This window comes from Roseivirga sp. (assembly GCF_049099775.1).
Lineage (GTDB): Bacteria > Bacteroidota > Bacteroidia > Cytophagales > Cyclobacteriaceae > Roseivirga.
The window spans coordinates 708890-727516 of record NZ_JAGDZM010000004.1 but is presented as its reverse complement, the minus strand read 5'-3'; the positions used below and the strand labels follow the sequence as shown (position 1 = coordinate 727516).

The window sequence follows — 18627 nt, the reverse complement described above, 5'->3', positions numbered from 1 at the left end:
TGGCAACATAACATAGCCCAATCGATTAAAATGGATATACTAGATAAAATTATAGCGCATAAATTAAAGGAAGTAGAAGATCGAAAGTCTCTTTTTCCTGAAAAACTCCTTGAGCAGAGTCTTTATTTCGAAGGCCAATCGGTTTCGCTGAAGAAATACCTTTTGCGCGAAGACATGTCAGGCATTATAGCTGAATTTAAACGGAAGTCACCCTCAAAAGGGGTCATAAATTCGCATGCAAAAGTTGAGAAGACCACAATCGGTTATATGCAAGCAGGAGCTTCGGCTTTATCTGTTTTGACAGACAAAGAGTTTTTTGGTGGAACCAGTGAAGATTTGAGCACTGCACGAAAGTTCAATTTCTGTCCAGTACTTCGGAAAGATTTTATTATAGATGAATATCAACTTGTAGAAGCCAAATCTATTGGTGCGGATGCCATCTTGTTGATTGCTGCTGCGCTGGAACCACAAAAACTAAAGTCATTGGCCGCTTTTGCTAAAGGCTTAGGGCTTGAGGTTTTGATGGAAGTTCATAATAAAGAAGAATTGGACAACAACTTGAATGAACACTTGGATATAGTAGGTGTGAATAACAGGAACTTAAAAACTTTCGATGTAAGCATTGATATTTCTAAAGAACTTTCAGCCCATATTCCTGATGACTTTGTTAAAATTTCAGAAAGTGGCATTAGTAATCCGGAAACTATTCTTGACTTAAGAACTTACGGTTATAAAGGCTTCTTGATTGGTGAAACCTTTATGAAAACGGCAAGACCTGAAGTGACAGCAAGGGAGTTTATAAAAGGGTTGTAGGTTAACAGTCTTAAGCTAAATCACCAAAAAACTAATCACTATTAACCATTAACCAACTAATGAAACTGAAAGTCTGTGGCATGCGAGAAAGCAATAATATAGAGCAATTACTTGCTCTAAAGCCAGACTATATGGGTTTCATTTTCTACGAGAAGTCGTCTAGAAATGCGGAAGGGAAACTGGATGAGACCCTGCTGAAATCATTTCCTTCGGACACAAAGAAGATTGGAGTATTTGTAAATGCCACTTTGGAACAAGTGACATCAAAAGTCGCTCAATACAAACTAGATTATGTGCAGTTGCATGGTGATGAGTCAGTAGAGTATGTTGCAGGTTTGTTCGCCATTGGTATTCGAGTCATCAAAGTGTTCTCAATAGGAGCGTCCTTTGATTTTCATAAGCTAGGTGCTTACAATCCTTTCGTAGATTTCTTTTTATTCGATACAAAAGGAAAAGAAAGAGGAGGAAATGGTGTCGCGTTCAACTGGGATATTTTAAAAGAGTATAATCAAGAAGTACCCTTCTTTCTTAGTGGAGGGGTTGATTTAGAGAATATCAAAAAGCTGGATGAAATGACTGATTTGAATTTTCACGCGATTGACGTGAATTCTAAATTTGAGGAAAAACCTGGGCTAAAGAACATAGAAGCAATTAAAACATTGAAACAAAAAATGTAACGTCAATCTGAATGAAGCTGGACGTAATGAAGATTCTCATCAAAGGAAAACGAGATTTTTCGCTACGCTCAAAATGACGAAAAAGATAAAATGGATCAGCAGCTAGATAAGTATCAAGAAAGAATTACAACCTCGTGGTTGAGGTTGAAAAACTTGGTATTAAATCAGTTTTCTTATAAACAAAAGATGCTAATGTTTTTTTGCTTGGCTCTGGTCAGTTTTTCTGCAGTCAATCAGTTTATATATGATTTCAGCTTCGTTCTTTTTACTATCGAGGTTTCAGAAACAATACTGTTTTCTATGTCATCTCTAATGTTTAGTGTTATATCTGCCCTAGGCATAATTGGTTCAATATTGATGCTATTTCTGAGGAGATTGGGCTGGGTGTTTTTGATGACGTTTGTTATGTCAAGGGTATTACTACTCTTGATGGATTTGTTTTGGCAAATAGAGAGCTATAGGGTTGTAATCAGTAACCCTCAAATCAGTTTGAGTTCAAATTTTAATAATGAACTATTAACGACTGTAAGCTTTGTTCTGGTCTCGATTTTCATACTTGCTTATTTTTTAAGTAAGCAGGTGATCAGAATTTATAAAGTAAGGAATAAGGATATATGGATTTCTTTTATAGTTATGTTTTTGGTGATGTTGTTTGAAATATTTATTAGCCTGTCATCAGATTGATTTATAGAATTGTCCTTCTTTAACAATGGTTTGTGAAATATTAATGAGCAATTTGAGATGAAAGTAAAAGTTGACGAGAGAGGGTATTACGGAAATTTTGGGGGAGCCTATATCCCTGAAATGCTTTATCCGAATATTGAAGAGTTGAAAGAGAATTACGAGCAAATTATGCAGGCTCCTGATTTCCAAGAGCAGTTTCAATCCTTACTCAAGGATTTTGTCGGACGACCTACACCGCTTTATTATGCAGAAAGACTTTCCGAGAAATACGGTGCTAAAATCTACTTGAAAAGGGAAGACCTATGCCATACTGGGGCGCATAAAGTCAATAATACCATCGGCCAAATTCTAATGGCACAACGTTTAGGTAAAAAGAAGATTATTGCCGAAACAGGTGCAGGGCAACACGGTGTAGCAACCGCCACAGTTTGTGCGCTAATGGGTGTTGAATGTATCGTTTACATGGGGGCGATCGATATGGAACGACAAAAGCCGAATGTGGAACGCATGAGAATTCTTGGGGCTGAAGTACGTGCCGCAGAAAGTGGTAGTAAAACGCTAAAAGACGCCACAAATGAGGCCATGCGTCATTGGATCAATAATCCAAAAGACACCCACTATATCATCGGGTCGGTTGTTGGTCCACATCCCTACCCAGAAATGGTGGCACGTTTTCAATCAGTGATCAGCGAGGAAATCAAGAAACAATTGCAAACGCATGAAGGTAGAGAAAACCCAGACTATGTTATCGCATGTGTAGGCGGAGGAAGTAATGCTGCGGGTGCATTTTATCACTATTATGATGAGACAGATGTAAACTTGGTAGCCGTAGAAGCAGCAGGTTTGGGAAATCATACGGGAGAGTCGGCCGCTACGACAGTACTTGGTAAGCCAGGTGTGCTTCATGGGAGCAAGACCTTATTGATGCAAACTGAAGATGGCCAAGTTGTGGAACCTTATTCAATATCCGCAGGCTTAGATTATCCTGGCATTGGTCCAGTTCATGCCCATTTGTTTGAAACAGGAAGAGCTACCTTCTACAGCGTAACGGACGAAGAAGCTATGAAATCAGGCATTGCATTAAGTCGGTTAGAAGGCATAATCCCGGCCATTGAAACTGCCCATGCATTTGCAGCATTGAATCAAATGACTTTTAAATCGGAAGACGTTGTCGTCATCAACTTATCAGGTCGTGGTGATAAAGATTTGGAGACGTATATCAAGTGGGGTAAATACTAATAGGGGTAAGGTATAATGAATAGAATTGAAGAACTTTTTAGTAGAAAATCAGAACGCGTTCTAAACGTTTATTTCACGGCTGGCTATCCGAAATTGGATGATACCACTGCCATTATGCAGTCTTTGGAACAGTCTGGTGCTGATCTGATCGAAATTGGAATCCCTTTTTCTGATCCTATCGCAGATGGACCCACGATTCAAGAAAGTAATGGGGTTGCATTAGACAATGGCATGACTTTGAAGCTATTATTTGATCAATTGGCAGATGTACGCAGCAAGGTGAATATCCCTATTATTCTAATGGGTTATATCAACCCAATCGTACAATACGGAGTGGAGGCTTTTTGTCAAAAATGCCAAGAAGTGGGAGTAGATGGCCTGATTTTACCAGATTTACCAATGTTTGAGTATCAAGAAGTACACAAACCAGTCTTTGAAAAGTATGGTTTGCTAAACGTATTTTTAATTACACCGCAAACTTCAGAAAACAGAATCAGGGAGATAGATAATAACTCTAAGGGCTTCATTTATATGGTGTCATCGGCGAGTACTACAGGTGCAAAAACAGGGATCAGCAACGAGCAAGAGGCCTATTTTAAACGAGTTAAAGCTATGGGCCTTAAAAACCCTACGCTGATCGGTTTTGGGATTTCAAATAAAGAAACATTTGATAAAGCATGTAAAAATGCCAACGGCGCCATTATCGGTAGTGCGTTTATCAAAGCAATTTCTCGAGAAGGAGAACTTAGTGAAAACATAAAGGAATTTATTCAATCCATAAAGGGTTAAAAAGCTGGATTTATACAAAGAGATAAATCTACAAATACAAGAACATGATTATACAATTCGAGCAAGGCATAGAAGAGGTACAGAAAGACGCTATTATAAATAGAGTGAAAGGCCTTAAATACAAACCAACAGAGGTAAAGACGCAAAAGGGAGATTACTTGGTGGGCACCGGAAAGAAAGACTTCGACATCCGATCTATCGGCTATATGGATGGCATAAAAGACATCCACATCGTTTCTGACGATTATAAACTCGTTTCGAAAAAGTGGAAAGTCAATCCTACAGTTATTGATTTGGGAGATGGTGTTGTGATAGAAGAAGACGGTTTCCAAATTATGGCTGGCCCATGTTCTATAGAGGGCGAAGATCAGATTAGAAAGACCATCAATCACCTTAAATCTCAAGGAATAACAATCATGAGGGGGGGCGTTTACAAGCCAAGAAGTTCTCCTTATGCGTTTAGAGGTTTAGGGATTGATGGACTGAAACTTTGGTATGAATTGGCCAAAGAAGCAGGTATGAAAATCATTACTGAGGTAATGCAAGTTTCTCAAATCGCGGAAATGGACCCTTATGTGGATATTTATCAGGTAGGGGCAAGAAATACACAAAACTTCAACCTGTTAGACGAACTAGGTAAAGGCACCGATAAGCCGGTGATGATTAAGCGAGGTATTTCAGGCACAATTGACGAGCTCTTGTCATCTGCAGAATATGTTTTTAGCGGTGGAAATGAGCGCCTTTTGCTATGCGAAAGAGGAATCAGAACCTATGAAAAAGCGACGCGTAACACCATGGATTTAAATGCAGTGGCTGTTTTGAAGGAAAAAACGCACCTGCCAGTGATTGCCGATCCATCTCACGGAATAGGTCTAAGAAACCATGTCGAGCCGATCGCCTTAGCCAGTATTATGGCAGGAGCAGACGGCGTCATTTTCGAATCTCACGAAATTCCGGAAGAGGCATATTCAGACGGTCAACAGACCCTGAATTTCTCTGAATCGAATCGCTTGATCGATAGGATGAGAAAAACCTTCGAGTTGAGAAAGAGCTTTTAATCGCTTAAAAAATTGATCAATAAAAACCATTCCTGCGCTCGAAGCAGGAATGGTTTTTTGTTTGTAATCAAGGTTTAAATTTTACTTTCACCTTTGCTACTGATTGCCTAGGTGATTTTTCTGTACCAACCGTTTTTGGGTTCCATTTAGGGCCTTCTTTTACTAGGCGTATTGCTTCTTGATCAAAAGCAGCGCCGAGACTTTTTAAAACGTTGAAATCTCTCAATTCCCCAGTTGAATCGATAGTAAACTCCACAGTCACCGTACCTCTAATCTTGCCACCTGATTCAGGGTATTGGACGTTTTTTCGCAAGTACTTTCTAAATTTCGAAAAGCCGATGGTCGGTTTGGCCTTTGTGGAACTTTGAGAAAGTGTTTTGTCAGGATTTTGGCGAGTGCCATCAATAGTTTGCCCTTCAATGGTTGTGGTTGAAAATGGGAGCTTCTGCTTCGGCGTTGCCGCGGCCACGCCAGTTACAACGACTTCGCCCAAACTCACATTATCTGGATCAAGTCTGATCAAGATTTCCTCGGCGGAATTGACTTTATACTCTTGGCTAACATACCCTAAGTAATCAATCACGAGTGTACTATTGACTTTCACGCTATCAAGCGTAAACTTACCCTCTGCATTTGTAGAGGTGCCATTAATTGTGCCTTTTATGCTAATAGGAACGTTAATCAATGGCATGCCGTCCTCAGATTCTAGTACTTTTCCTTGAACTGTGAATTGTACTAAGGCATTGTCGTTTGTTCTGCTGAATGCCCTGCTTCTTTGTGTGGCATTTAAGTTCAATGCTTCAACATCCAGGGCTTCCTGTTTTCTTTCAGCATTTAACGTTTTTACACCTTCAATTTTCTCTTCTATTAAGTCATCGGGCGCTACAGTTTCTGTTTTTGCAATCGAACTGGAAGATAAATTAGGTTTTGGGATAGGCTTAACGGCTTTTGGAGGTTCGTCAGAATCTACCCGCGTACCATCGGTCGGTTGTTTTACAATCTCGGCAGATTCTGGTAAAAGATTGCTTTTCGTGTTTGTCAAAGTGTCCTTTAAGCTTTCGTCATCTACTTTGGTGGAAGTGCTATCTGCAGGAGTTTTATCAGTTGATTTTTTCAACGCCGATAACTCCCGAGTAGGTAACACATCAGGTCGGTTCAGGTAGAAAAGGCCAGAGGCCGAAATGATTATCAGGATTACGGCGGCAGCTTTTTTCCAAGTTATCCAAAAAACAACCTTTTTCTCTTCAATGGAATCGTCAATTCGTGAGCTGAGATCTTCTAAGTCAGCAGTTAGATTTTCGGCAGAAATTTGTTCAATACCTTCCATAGCCTCACCATAAAGTGGGTTTTCAAGCATCAGCAATTCTACCTGATACATCTGGCTTGATGTTAGTTCTCCTGCTTTATAGGCCTGAATAATTTCAGGGGTCAGGTGTTCAATATGTTTGTTCTTCTTGCTCACGAAGTTTTTCAATACATAATTTCAAATTCCTTCTTCCATTTTGAAGGTAGCTTTTCACTTTCTTCAATTCGTAGCCTGTTATATCACAGACCTCTTGGTAACACTTCTTCTTTATATAGAATAATTTTATGCAGCGCTGCTGCTCATTTTTTAGTTTTTCTATACAACGATCGAGTTTCCCAACCTCTTCTTCTAGTCCCTCTTCTTCATGATGCGTAGCAATGGTTAATTCCATAAAATCAACATCATTTAAACTTTCAACCTGCCCGTTGAGTCTTTTCTGTTTTCTTAAATGCATTAAGCATTCATTCTTGGTCAATACATATAGCCAGCTCTTAAAATTGCCTATTTCCTGAGTTTTTAAACTCGACAATAACTTTTCGAAGACCTGCATGGTCAAATCCTGAGCTGTCGATCGTTCTTTTAGATATTTAAGACTAATACCATAGACAAGCGTCATATAGCGCTTAAAAAGCACACCCACTAACTTTTTGTCCTCATTTTTTTTATAGAGTTCAATTAGTTCTATATCAGTGACTTGTATGATATGGTTGTGCTCGTTTTTCAAATATTTTTCAAAGTATTTATGGAATCAAGTTCCATGCCGCATCCTACTCTTAAAGATTTCTAACGCTAAATCATAAATGTATGAAGCAGGTATTATTCGTAATGATGACACTTTTGATCGGATTCCATAATCCGATTGAAGAAAATTTTCAAAGAGAAATAGAGGGCAAGGTTTTAGACGCAGAAGATGGCCTTCCATTGGTAAACGTGACTGTAAGGCTAAAAGGGACGACAATTATCACAACTACGAATTCCAAAGGTGAATTCATGTTGACAGTACCTCGTAAAGGCGGGATTCTGGTTTTTAGCTACTTAGGATTTATAGCGCAAGAAGTGAAGATAGGGAGTAAGAAAGTTTTTGAAGTGAAGCTCTCTCCTGACTATATAACAGAACTAGCTGAAGTAATCGTGACTGGTGTGGCGACTGCAACACCTAGAAAGAGACTATCCTTTACCGAAGAGCAGAAGCGTAGTGCACCTACTAGTCAATTCATGTATGATCAAATTGGAGGCAAAGGGTTTTACCATGACGATAAACGCAACTCAGGAGAGTCTTACGCTAATATTGATGAGAATGGATTCAAATCTCCATGGAAGGATCCTTATAGTACATTTTCCATCGATGTAGACGCTGCATCCTATAGCAACGTCCGTCGATTTATAAACAATGGTCAATTACCGCCTGCTGATGCCGTCAAAATCGAGGAGATGATTAACTACTTTGATTATGATTATCAATCACCTTCAGGAAAACATCCATTTGGGGTAGAACATGAGGTTTCTGTTGCTCCATGGAATAAAGATCATCAATTGGTTCATGTGGGAATCCAAGGCGAGAAAATCGACATGGAAGATCTTCCAGCTTCGAATATCGTGTTTTTGTTAGACGTGTCAGGTTCTATGTCGAATGCTAATAAGCTACCTTTATTAAAAAAGTCTTTGAAGCTTTTAGTCAACGAATTAAGAGCTGAAGATCGCGTAGCGATTGTGGTATATGCCGGTGCAGCGGGAGAGGTGTTGTCTTCTACGTCGGGTAGCGAAAAAGGTAAAATACTCAAAGCTCTAGACAAACTAAATGCGGGTGGTTCAACCGCTGGTGGTGCCGGAATTAAACTGGCCTATAAAATCGCACAAGAGAACTTCATTGCAGGAGGTAATAACCGTATCGTATTGGCCACAGATGGTGATTTTAATGTAGGTGCGTCGAGCGATCAGCAAATGGAAGATCTAATCGAAGATAAACGAAAGTCAGGTGTCTTTTTGACTGTGCTTGGTTTTGGGATGGGGAACTATCAGGATTCTAAAATGGAAATTCTAGCCGATAAAGGAAATGGGAATCACGCTTATATCGATAATATTTTGGAAGCGAAAAAAGTGTTAGTAAACGAATTTGGAGGTACACTTTTTACGATTGCAAAAGACGTAAAGATTCAAGTGGAGTTCAATCCCGCGACAGTTCAGGCTTATCGTTTAATAGGATATGAAAACAGGTTATTAAACGACGAGGACTTTAATAATGATAAGAAAGATGCCGGTGAACTAGGAGCAGGGCATACCGTTACAGCCTTATACGAAGTGATTCCGGTAGGTGTTGAAAGTAGTTTCAAGCCGATCGATGATTTAAAATATAGAAAAGAAAAGAAAAAGGAATTGAGTAGTAATTCTACTGACCTTATGACGGTTAAGCTTCGTTATAAAAAACCTAATAAGGCTAAGTCGATCTATTTAGAGACTATAATTAAAAATGAATCGGTTGAGCTGAATAGGACTTCTGAAAACTTCAAGTGGTCGGCAGCAGTAGCCAGTTTTGGGATGATTTTAAGAGATTCTGACTATAAAAATGACATCGATTTTCAGACAATCATTGACATGGCTAAATCTTCGAAAGGGAAAGACTTAAACGGATATAGAGCTGAGTTTATCAGGCTTGTAGAAATGGCTGAATTACTCAGAGATAGTCAGTAGAATATTAGTCGCTAAATGATTGTTGTATTTAAAATTAAAGGAGGCCTAAGGCCTCCTTTAATTTTTTGTATTTGTCGAGCTCATCGCCAAATACTACCGGTTCAATACAATGCTAGACTGATTCAATGTATTTCCAGCGGATATTAAATTCATTTTTATTAGTTTTACTAATGGGTAAGTAATTAACCAAGCAATGGAAAGAAGATTTTATTTAGGAGAATTTGAAGAAACGGTGCTTTTGGTTACCGCCTCGCAAGATGGAAAAGCGTATGGTTTGTCTATCACAAAAGTGATAGAAGAAGAATTAGGTCGATCCGTAAATATGAGTTCCGTTCATACGGCACTTTATCGGCTGGAAGAGAAAGGCTACGTGAATTCCGATCTAGGAGGCGCTTCAGAAAGAAGGGGAGGTCGTAGAAAACGAATCTTTAGTATTTCCGATCTCGGCAAGTCCGCCTTACTCGAAGCCAAACAGCATAGGGAATACTTATGGTCAAAGATTCCTGGTTTTGCTGTCAAAGGAGGTGAATTATGAGTTTGAAAAAGCCCAGCGGTCCTCCAAAAATTGCCCAGCAACTTCTTGATTGGTATTGTAAGGATGAATTGCAAGAAGAGATTGCCGGCGATATAGAAGAGCGTTTTTGGGATCATTATGATCTGCATGGACTCAGGAAGGCTAGAATAAAGTTCTGGCTCAACACCTTCAAGTTTATTCGCTGGCACACCCTAAAATCAACAAAGTCAAAAAGATATACTCAAAACAATTTAGCTATGGTCAATAACAACTTTAAAGCCGCGTATAGAAGCGCAAAAAAACACAGCATTTATACCTTTGTCAACCTTACAGGATTAGTTATAGGGCTGACGAGTTTTATTCTGATTTCCTTATATGTAAAGCATCAATTGAGCTTTGATGATTTTCATGAAAAGAAAGATAGAATATACAGGGTTACCGAAGGCGTAGATGCGATTACGCCTAATATAATAGCGCCGTTACTGAAAAGAACTTTCGAAGATGAAATAGAGCATAGTGTACGTGTGTTCTCTATGGGGGGTGAAATTCTTAGGGTGAACAATCAATCCTACTCCGAGTCTATTTATTTCGCTGACAAAGACTTCTTTAAGCTTTTCACTTTTCCGTTAATTCTAGGCAATCCTGCCGATGTGTTAAGCCAGCCCAACTCCATGGTAATTAGCCAAAGTGCGGCGCGTAAACTCTTCGGAAGAACAGATGTGGTGGGTGAATCACTAGAAAGAGAAGGAAAGCCTTATCAAATATCTGGTGTATTGATGGATGTCCCTGCCAATTCATATTTACAGTTCGATTATATAGTGCCGTTTACGGATCTTAAATGGGCTGTTAGCGAAAAATGGGGTAATTGGAACTATCAGACATTTATAGCACTAGCTGAAAATACTGATCCCATGACTTTTGAAAAGAAGATGTCAGATGTGCTGGATGAAAGTATTTCTGAATCAGGAAACGATAGAGATTCAGACCCTTACACCCTTCAGGCCTTAAACGATATATACTTACAAAAACGATTTCGATTAGACTATGAATTAGAAAAAGTTGGGGATATCAAATACGTTTACATATTCTCTGGTGTAGCACTACTTATACTGCTAATTGCCTGTATCAACTATGTGAACTTAGCCACTTCCCGATCGCTTGAAAGAGCAAAAGAAGTAGGTATAAGGAAAGTAATTGGTGCCAGAAAAAAACAGCTGATCATTCAGTTTTTAAGCGAGTCTTTTTTATTCGTGCTTTTAGCCAGTACAGTTTCCTATTGGTTAGCGAATTTGCTCATTCCATCATTTAATCTTCTTTCAGGTGAGTCAATTTCAAAGTTTGAAATGTTTACAGGAACCTTTGTTTTCGGTCTTCTTGGGCTTTCCGTTGTAATCGCATTGTTGGCAGGGTTTTATCCGGCTATTATGCTATCCACTTTTAAGCCAGTTGTTGTTTTAAAAGGTCGTTTTTCAAATTCTGGAAAAGGCGGTAGGCTGCGTAGAATTTTGGTTGTGATACAATTTGGCATTTCAATTTTCCTTGTTGTAGCTACGCTTGTTGTGAAAAAGCAGCTCAATTACATTCAGTCAAAAGATATTGGCTTTGACAGAGAGCAAGTTGTTTATTTCGGTTTAGATAAAGATGCCAAGTTGGGTTTTGAAGCAATCAAGAACAAGCTACTGACAAACCCAAATATAGAAATGGTAAGCAAGGCTTCCAATGTGCCGTCTAATGTGGGTTCAGCCCACGGTATAGTAACTGGTGAAGAACCAAACGATTGGGAATTGATCTATTTTATGACGGTGGATGAGGAATATATGGACCTCGTGGGATTAGATCTCTTAGCAGGATTGAGTTTAAGAGAGCGGTCAGTGCCATTTCAAGAACTGGATTCAACCGATAGAAAGCCATCATTTATTGTGAACGAGACCACGGCTAAGCTGTTTAATTGGGGCGCTGAGGAAGCTATAGGGAAGTCGATAACCATTAGTGGGTTGGAGGCGCCAATTCAAGGTGTGGTTAAAGACTTTCATTTCAAATCGGTGTCACAGAACATAGAACCCTTCGTTATACTTGTAGATTCAAGAAGAAATAACTTAGGTTTTGTAAAGATTTCCACAAACGATACAGCTGAAACTATGGCTTTTATTGAATCTACAATGGAAGAAATGGCGCCAAAACTTCCGTTTGAATACACCTTTTTAGACGATCAGTTTGAACGCATGTACAGGTTTGAAAGTAGACTTGGATCTGTTTTCCTAGTTTTTTCAACCATTGCCATTGCCATAGCATGTTTAGGGATGTTCGGTCTAATCTCGTTTATGGCGATTAACCGTGCAAAAGAAATGGGTGTCAGAAAAGTGCTTGGTGCTTCCGTAAGTCGGATTATCATATTGCTATCTTCAGATTTTATGAAACTTGTCGGTGTTGCATTGCTTATTTCCTTGCCATTGGCCTATTACTTTATGGGAGCATGGCTCAATAAATATGCATATCAAGTAAGCATTGGTGTAGATGTGGCCTTGATTGCCATTGTATTTGCATTGACAATTACGGGATTAACAATTGCGTACCAAGCACTAAGAGCAGCCAGAGTAAATCCGTCTAAAGTACTCAGAAGTGAATAAGGATAGGAAAATGACCATTGGTTTAAAAATTAGCCTTTCTCATTTGAATAATTTGAAATGCCTCTTACCTTTGACCCAATGATCAAGAATAAAGCATATCACTACCACTATTATTATCCGACAGTTCGGAACGGTAGTACTATGTGATCAGCAAGAAATTTAACTGAAAATATAAAACCCGGTTCCGAAAATGAGCCGGGTTTTTTTATGGCCGGGCAATTGATTTGAACCAAATCGAGAAACAAAACATTACATCCCGAGACAATGAAACAGAATTACGATAATTACACCGCAGAAGATCAGAAAGTATGGAAAATACTCTTTGATAGACAGTTTCCTTCGCTACCAAAATCAGCAACAAAAGAGTTCTTGCTAGGATTGGATCGCGTAAGCTTCAACGGAAACGCTATTCCAAATTTTGAAAAGACAAACAAGGTATTGCGCGGCCTTACAGGTTGGGAAATATACGCAGTGCCGGGAATAGTTGAAGATGGACTTTTCTTTGATTTAATGGCTAATAAGAAGTTTCCGGCTACTACTTGGGTAAGGAAAATGAGTGAACTGGATTACTTAGAGGAACCAGATATGTTTCACGACGTTTTTGCGCACATTCCACTTCTTGCAAATCAGGCCTTCGTAGACTTTTTACAAGCCATCAGTAAATTTGGTCAAGAATGGATTGACGATGAGTGGGCGATTCATTTATTATCAAGAATATACTGGTTTACCATTGAGTTTGGTCTGATCAGAGAGGGAGGTGAAGTAAAAATTTATGGAGCAGGTATTCTATCTTCTTCTGGAGAAACCAAATACTCGCTATCAGATGAGCCTAATCATTTTGAATATGACGTAGATAAAATTCTGGATACGCCTTACAGAAAGGATAATATGCAGGAAAACTACTTTATTATCGATTCTTACGAGCAATTATACGAGTCTCTACCTGAGATCAAATCTAAAATAGAAGAGCGCTTAAAGACTAAAGCAGCAACAATTTAGTCCCAAGACCTATGAGTGTAGTCATTATAGATTATAATGCAGGCAATGTACAGTCTGTTACTTATGCCCTAAACCGACTCGGGGTAACACCAGTTTTATCGTCAGATCTGGATACCATCATGGGTGCTGATAAAGTGATTTTCCCAGGCGTTGGGGAGGCCAGCACAGCTATGAGTTTTTTAAAGGCGCGTGGTCTCGACGGTGTGATTAAAGAGTTAAAGCAACCGGTATTTGGCGTTTGTTTGGGTTTGCAGCTCATGTGTAAACATTCTGAAGAGAATGACACGGACTGTTTAGGGATATTTGACGTGGAGGTGAAGAAGTTTGAGCCGAAGTTGAAAGTGCCTCAAATGGGTTGGAATTCATTATTTGATATGAATTCTGATTTGTTTAAAGGTTTACCCACTGATCCATATGTTTATTACGTGCATAGTTATTTTGCTGAATTAAGTGATTATACCGTGGCACAAACAGACTATATCAAGCCATTTAGTGCTGCCTTGCAAAAGGATAACTTTTATGCCTTGCAAGCACACCCTGAGAAGAGTGGAAAAGTAGGTGAAAGGATTCTTGAGAATTTCATTGAATTATAAATTAATAATGATCATTATTCCAGCAATAGATATTATAGAAGGTAAGGCCGTTCGGCTAACACAAGGCGACTATGATCGGAAAACTGAGTATGCCGATAATCCCGTTGAGGTGGCCAAGAAATTTGAAGCTGCAGGCATTACAAATCTTCATGTCGTAGACTTAGAAGGTGCAAAAGCTAGTCAGCCAACGAACCTGGACACACTTGAGGGTATTACTAGCCAAACAAGCATGCACGTGGATTTTGGCGGTGGCGTGAAGTCTGATGAATCTATTCAAAAAGTGTTTGCAGCGGGTGCTCATCAAGTAACGGCAGGTAGTATTGCTGTGAAAAATAAACAATTGGTCAAATCATGGATTGAACATTATGGTGCTGAAAAAATAATACTTGGCGCTGATGTTCAAAATGAAAAAATAGCTATTAATGGCTGGCAAGAGGATTCTGGCGTAAATTTATTTGAGTTTTTGGAAGAATATGTTTCCCTAGGAATAACCTATACCATCTGTACCGATGTAAGCAAAGATGGTTTATTGCAGGGACCATCTTTTGAAATGTACCAGAAGATTCAGAATGCATTTCCAAACCTTAAACTTATCGCCAGTGGAGGAGTTTCTTCTTTAGCCGATCTCGAAGCATTGAAGCAAATGGATATTTACGGAACAATTGTGGGTAAAGCATATTACGAAGGAAGAATTTCGCTGCATGAACTGGCAAGCATTTAAATCAATAACAAACGAAGAGCGTGTTAACCAAGAGAATTATTCCCTGCTTAGATATTAAGGACGGAAGAACCGTTAAGGGTGTCAATTTTGTAGGCTTAAGAGATGCAGGTGACCCTGTAGAGCTTGCGGCTACTTATGCAGAGGAAGGGGCTGACGAGCTTGTTTTTCTTGATATAACCGCTACCGTAGAAAAGAGAAAGACATTAGTAGACCTTGTTAGAAGAGTTGCCTCTCAAATTAATATTCCTTTTACCGTTGGGGGTGGAATTAGTTCTAAAGATGACGTTTCTGCTCTTTTGAATGCGGGTGCCGATAAAATCTCGATAAACTCCTCAGCGGTAAAAAGACCAGAATTGATCAATGAGTTAGCCCAAGAATTTGGTAGTCAGTGTGTGGTTGTAGCTATTGACACACGTTTTGTGGAAAATGAACACATTGTTCATGTAAGAGGAGGGAGAACGGCAACTGAATTAAGAACCCTTGAATGGGCTAAGGAGGTCGTTGAGAGGGGAGCAGGAGAAATACTACTTACTTCAATGGATCACGACGGCACTAAAGCGGGTTTTGCAGATGAGCTGATCGCCGAAATTTCAGAAGCACTGCCCGTTCCAATAATTGCTTCTGGCGGAGCTGGTAAAATGGAGCACTTTGTAGAAACCTTTACAAAAGGAAAAGCAGATGCCGCATTAGCGGCAAGCATCTTTCACTTCAAAGAAATTGGGGTGCCAGAACTCAAATCATATCTATCATCAAAAGACATTCCGATAAGGAAAACACAATGAGAAATTTGGACTCAATTAGTCAGGTAAATTTTGACAAAAATGATGGTCTCGTGCCAGCAGTAATTCAGGACGTACAAACAAGAAATGTACTAATGCTTGGGTACATGAATGAGGCGGCTTTACAGCAAACTTTAGACACTAAAAAGGTTACCTTTTTTAGTCGCTCAAAACAGCGGTTATGGATGAAGGGAGAGAGTTCTAAAAACTACTTGAACTTAGTGAGTTTGCATTTGGATTGTGACGACGACACCTTACTAGTAAAGGTTAATCCTGAAGGGCCAACTTGCCATAAAGGTGACGACACCTGCTGGGCAGAAACGAATACAAGTGACACTGCCTTTCTCGATTATTTGAGCGCCGTGATTAAGAAGAGGAAGTCCGATTCTCCAGATGAATCTTACACGGCGAGCCTTTTTGCTAAGGGTATAAATAAGGTGGCACAAAAAGTAGGTGAGGAGGCTGTTGAACTTGTCATCGAAGCCAAAGATAATGACGCTGACTTGTTTAAAAATGAAGCTGCCGATCTGTTATTTCATTACTTAATGCTTTTAGAGATAAAAGATTTCTCTTTAAACGACATTATCGAAATACTTAAAGAAAGACATAAATAAAAATTGACTAAATCATTGATTTTAAAAATTTTATGAAAAATATTTAGACGAGTCTAAATATTGTAATTATCAATTTATTCAACTTTTGCTCTAGTTCTGAAATTGCTAGGTTACTTAATAGACGTAAATTTGAACTTATGAAAAAATCGCTCTCATTACTCATTTTTTTATTGGTGTCTTTGCCCCTTTTAAGTCAGGAAGAAGCTCAAGAACAAGGTAATATTGTTACCGATAGGCCTACGCAATCTGTCTCTGCTTTTACAGTTGGCAAAGGAGTTTTTCAATTGGAGACGGGTTTTATGTTTCAAGAAAACACTCTTTTTATACCTAGTTTTGACCCATTGAGTTCTATGATTATCGAGGCAAACCTTCGATCAATTACCTACAATACAAGTCTATTTCGGTATGGAATTTCAGATAGAATTGAACTTCGTTTAGGTCAGAATTTAGGCCGTGGAAAAATAGTAGCAAACGGTGAAGTTTTGAGTAGCTCTGACATACATTTCGTGCCGACATCTTTCGGTGCAAAAATAAGCTTAGTCGACCCAGTTGGAGCACGTCCTGCAATCTCATTTTTAGGCCAAATTTCAGGGCCACTTTTTTCCGAATTTGAACTAGGAACTGATGTCGAATTTCGCTTCAACTTTCAGCATCAATTAACAGAGGAATTAAGCCTAGGATATAACCTTGGTGGTACGGTAAATACTAATGGAAACGACAATAATTTTGTAGGCCTTTATACCGCAGTTGTAGGGTATAGCATCACGTCAAAGTTAGGTGCCTTTGCTGAATTCTATGGTTTCTTACCATCCGGATCTACACAAAATGATCATCAAATAGATTTCGGCTTGAGCTATCTGATTGACGCAAATTTTCAATTGGATATCTTCGGTGGCACGGGGTTCTCTGAAATTTCTCCAGAAACTATTTTTGGTTTTGGCTTTAGCGCTAGAATTCCGAAAAACTGATTTTATATTTGGCTATGCCAATACAAGCTTCACGCAAGATTATGATGGTTAGGCCAAAAAACTTTGGTTTCGACTATTCTACTGCTTCATCTAATTCCTTTCAAGTTGAGTCTGGTGCAAATGCGATAGATGAGATTGTCCAACGAGCTATTCAAGAATTTGATGGTGCCGTAGCAGCTTTAAAGAAGCATGGCGTAAGTGTTACAGTAATAGAGGATACAGAGACTCCTAAAAAGCCTAACGCCGTGTTTCCTAATAACTGGGTCTCGTTTCACGACGATAAAGTTATGCTCTACCCCATGCAGGCTGAAAATAGGAGGTGGGAGAGAAGAACGGATATTCTAGAGCAATTGGGTGCACAGGGATTAAACGTTTCGCAGGTAGTTGATATCTCACATTTCGAACTAGAAAATAAATTTCTAGAAAGTACCGGAAGCATGGTGCTTGACTATGAACACAAAGTCTCCTACGCGTGCTTATCTACAAGAACAAATCAGGAGGTATTAGATGAGTTTATAAAGCACACAGGTTTTGAACTGGTTGTTTTCAATGCTTTCGATAAGGGCCAAGTTCCCGTGTACCATACAAATGTATTAATGTGTATCGGTACTACTTACGCTGTAATTTGCCTAGAAGCAATTCCGTCAAGTGAGCGTGAATTGGTTAAACAAAAATTAGAAGTGTCTAACCACGAAGTTATTTCATTGACGATGGATCAGATGTATTCCTTTGCCGGCAATATGCTTGAAGTTGTAAATGACCAAGGCGAGCGCATATTGGTTATGTCTTCCAGCGCATTTTCTTGTCTGAGTTCGTCACAAAAGAAGAAACTATCTCAGCACGCTAAATTATTGTCAGTAGATATTCCCACAATAGAAAAGTATGGAGGAGGTAGTGTGCGATGTATGATGTGCAGGCTACTCTGATTTCGGATATTAAATATGTGAAAAGCATTTTTGTAACTGCTTGACATAGCATCTGTTAAAGTTGTTTATTCTGAGCAAACCCTGCCTTCTCAGAATTTTATATTGCCACTGTTCGGGGACTGCCTTTTATAATTCTGATTGCAAACGTGGTAGGCCGAATATTGTATAACTACCTGATATATAAGCACTAAGCTTTTGTTTTAACTGTTTTGTTCTTACCTTTGCGCCCGCTTTAGAAGAAGGTGTTGATGAATATTGAAGTAGATTTTTTAGAAAGGTCAAATATTGTTTCGGGAAGGATTTCCGGAGAGTTGACGAAGGAGATTGCAAAGCATTATTTCACAGAAGTTGGTGAAATAGCGGCCGAAAATGGCTGCGAAAGAGTCTTAACAGATGTAAGAGATGCGGATATTAATGTGACTGATCATGATATGCGTGTTCTCTCGAAAGAGCTTGTTCAGATAGGGTTGAGTTCTTCTTATAGGAGAGCCATTGTGTTGAAAGATGATGTAAGCGTCTATAAAGAGTGGGGGAACCACTGTTTTTCTGCAGGGCATAAGAACCTGCGACTTTTTGTAGACTGTGAAGTAGCTAAAGAGTGGTTATCTGAACATTAAAAAAAAGCCCCATTT

Annotated in this window: 17 protein-coding genes and 1 pseudogene; 16 read left to right on the top strand and 2 right to left on the bottom strand. The window is 39.1% G+C overall.

Annotation, left to right across the window (positions count from 1 at the left end):
- Positions 1-30: 30 nt before the first annotated feature.
- The 5 genes from trpC (at position 31) to aroF (ending at position 5260) form a co-directional block, all read left to right on the top strand.
- On the top strand, positions 31-813 hold the full coding sequence (gene trpC / locus JXQ92_RS07700; RefSeq protein WP_421986024.1) for an indole-3-glycerol phosphate synthase TrpC: 783 nt from the start codon (positions 31-33) through the stop codon (positions 811-813).
- 59 nt (positions 814-872) lie between these two features.
- On the top strand, positions 873-1490 hold the full coding sequence (locus JXQ92_RS07695) for a phosphoribosylanthranilate isomerase (protein ID WP_421986023.1): 618 nt from the start codon (positions 873-875) through the stop codon (positions 1488-1490).
- 741 nt (positions 1491-2231) lie between these two features.
- Complete coding sequence (gene trpB, locus JXQ92_RS07690) at positions 2232-3413, top strand: tryptophan synthase subunit beta (protein WP_421986022.1); 1182 nt, start codon at positions 2232-2234, stop codon at positions 3411-3413.
- Positions 3414-3428: 15 nt separating this feature from the next.
- On the top strand, positions 3429-4202 hold the full coding sequence (gene trpA, locus JXQ92_RS07685; RefSeq protein ID WP_421986021.1) for a tryptophan synthase subunit alpha: 774 nt from the start codon (positions 3429-3431) through the stop codon (positions 4200-4202).
- Between the two features lie 44 nt (positions 4203-4246).
- Positions 4247-5260 carry a 3-deoxy-7-phosphoheptulonate synthase gene (aroF, locus tag JXQ92_RS07680; protein WP_421986020.1) on the top strand — a complete coding sequence of 338 codons (1014 nt, stop codon included), beginning with the start codon at positions 4247-4249 and terminating at the stop codon, positions 5258-5260.
- Between the two features lie 67 nt (positions 5261-5327).
- Here the strand turns inward: aroF and JXQ92_RS07675 are convergent, their stop codons facing one another.
- Positions 5328-6722, bottom strand: coding sequence for a TonB family protein (locus tag JXQ92_RS07675; protein WP_421986019.1), 1395 nt, complete (start codon positions 6720-6722; stop codon positions 5328-5330).
- Positions 6697-7290, bottom strand: a complete 594-nt coding sequence (locus JXQ92_RS07670; RefSeq protein WP_421986018.1) for an RNA polymerase sigma factor — start codon at positions 7288-7290, stop codon at positions 6697-6699. Before JXQ92_RS07670 ends, JXQ92_RS07675 begins: the two co-directional genes overlap by 26 nt.
- A gap of 80 nt (positions 7291-7370) precedes the next feature.
- Between JXQ92_RS07670 and JXQ92_RS07665 the strand changes: the two genes are divergently transcribed.
- From JXQ92_RS07665 to JXQ92_RS07615, 11 genes and pseudogenes are all read left to right on the top strand, one after another.
- Entirely contained in the window at positions 7371-9254 is a 1884-nt protein-coding gene (locus JXQ92_RS07665) for a YfbK domain-containing protein (RefSeq protein ID WP_421986017.1), read from the top strand.
- A 193-nt stretch (positions 9255-9447) separates the two neighbouring features.
- Entirely contained in the window at positions 9448-9789 is a 342-nt protein-coding gene (locus JXQ92_RS07660; protein WP_421986016.1) for a PadR family transcriptional regulator, read from the top strand.
- On the top strand, positions 9786-12395 hold the full coding sequence (locus JXQ92_RS07655) for an ABC transporter permease (RefSeq protein WP_421986015.1): 2610 nt from the start codon (positions 9786-9788) through the stop codon (positions 12393-12395). The genes JXQ92_RS07660 and JXQ92_RS07655 overlap by 4 nt, the downstream gene beginning before the upstream one ends.
- Before the next feature lie 255 nt (positions 12396-12650).
- A pseudogene (locus JXQ92_RS07650) lies at positions 12651-13394 on the top strand (phenylalanine 4-monooxygenase); the annotation flags it as partial.
- Positions 13395-13405: 11 nt separating this feature from the next.
- A complete protein-coding gene (gene hisH / locus JXQ92_RS07645; RefSeq protein ID WP_421986014.1) occupies positions 13406-13987 on the top strand; it encodes an imidazole glycerol phosphate synthase subunit HisH in 582 nt (193 codons plus the stop codon).
- A gap of 7 nt (positions 13988-13994) precedes the next feature.
- Positions 13995-14708, top strand: coding sequence for a 1-(5-phosphoribosyl)-5-[(5-phosphoribosylamino)methylideneamino]imidazole-4-carboxamide isomerase (hisA, locus tag JXQ92_RS07640; RefSeq protein WP_421986013.1), 714 nt, complete (start codon positions 13995-13997; stop codon positions 14706-14708).
- Between the two features lie 20 nt (positions 14709-14728).
- Positions 14729-15490: an imidazole glycerol phosphate synthase subunit HisF gene (gene hisF / locus JXQ92_RS07635; protein ID WP_421986012.1), complete on the top strand. Its 762-nt coding sequence runs from the start codon at positions 14729-14731 to the stop codon at positions 15488-15490.
- Positions 15487-16101: a bifunctional phosphoribosyl-AMP cyclohydrolase/phosphoribosyl-ATP diphosphatase HisIE gene (gene hisIE / locus JXQ92_RS07630; protein ID WP_421986011.1), complete on the top strand. Its 615-nt coding sequence runs from the start codon at positions 15487-15489 to the stop codon at positions 16099-16101. Before hisF ends, hisIE begins: the two co-directional genes overlap by 4 nt.
- A 137-nt stretch (positions 16102-16238) precedes the next feature.
- Positions 16239-17069: a transporter gene (locus JXQ92_RS07625; protein WP_421986010.1), complete on the top strand. Its 831-nt coding sequence runs from the start codon at positions 16239-16241 to the stop codon at positions 17067-17069.
- Positions 17070-17110: 41 nt separating this feature from the next.
- Positions 17111-17995, top strand: a complete 885-nt coding sequence (gene ctlX, locus JXQ92_RS07620) for a citrulline utilization hydrolase CtlX (RefSeq protein ID WP_421986009.1) — start codon at positions 17111-17113, stop codon at positions 17993-17995.
- A 248-nt stretch (positions 17996-18243) separates the two neighbouring features.
- Positions 18244-18612: a hypothetical protein gene (locus JXQ92_RS07615; protein WP_421986008.1), complete on the top strand. Its 369-nt coding sequence runs from the start codon at positions 18244-18246 to the stop codon at positions 18610-18612.
- Positions 18613-18627: the final 15 nt, after the last annotated feature.

Excerpts from the sequence above, each read along its gene's own strand:
- hisH (WP_421986014.1), top strand. The coding sequence starts at position 13,406 with ATGAGTGTAGTCATTATAGATTATAATGCAGGCAATGTACAGTCTGTT.
- ctlX (WP_421986009.1), top strand. The coding sequence starts at position 17,111 with ATGATGGTTAGGCCAAAAAACTTTGGTTTCGACTATTCTACTGCTTCA.
- JXQ92_RS07655 (WP_421986015.1), top strand. The coding sequence starts at position 9,786 with ATGAGTTTGAAAAAGCCCAGCGGTCCTCCAAAAATTGCCCAGCAACTT.
- JXQ92_RS07660 (WP_421986016.1), top strand. The coding sequence starts at position 9,448 with ATGGAAAGAAGATTTTATTTAGGAGAATTTGAAGAAACGGTGCTTTTG.
- aroF (WP_421986020.1), top strand. The coding sequence starts at position 4,247 with ATGATTATACAATTCGAGCAAGGCATAGAAGAGGTACAGAAAGACGCT.
- JXQ92_RS07615 (WP_421986008.1), top strand. The coding sequence starts at position 18,244 with ATGAATATTGAAGTAGATTTTTTAGAAAGGTCAAATATTGTTTCGGGA.
- hisIE (WP_421986011.1), top strand. The coding sequence starts at position 15,487 with ATGAGAAATTTGGACTCAATTAGTCAGGTAAATTTTGACAAAAATGAT.
- JXQ92_RS07695 (WP_421986023.1), top strand. The coding sequence starts at position 873 with ATGAAACTGAAAGTCTGTGGCATGCGAGAAAGCAATAATATAGAGCAA.
- trpA (WP_421986021.1), top strand. The coding sequence starts at position 3,429 with ATGAATAGAATTGAAGAACTTTTTAGTAGAAAATCAGAACGCGTTCTA.
- trpC (WP_421986024.1), top strand. The coding sequence starts at position 31 with ATGGATATACTAGATAAAATTATAGCGCATAAATTAAAGGAAGTAGAA.
- trpB (WP_421986022.1), top strand. The coding sequence starts at position 2,232 with ATGAAAGTAAAAGTTGACGAGAGAGGGTATTACGGAAATTTTGGGGGA.
- JXQ92_RS07625 (WP_421986010.1), top strand. The coding sequence starts at position 16,239 with ATGAAAAAATCGCTCTCATTACTCATTTTTTTATTGGTGTCTTTGCCC.
- JXQ92_RS07665 (WP_421986017.1), top strand. The coding sequence starts at position 7,371 with ATGAAGCAGGTATTATTCGTAATGATGACACTTTTGATCGGATTCCAT.
- hisA (WP_421986013.1), top strand. The coding sequence starts at position 13,995 with ATGATCATTATTCCAGCAATAGATATTATAGAAGGTAAGGCCGTTCGG.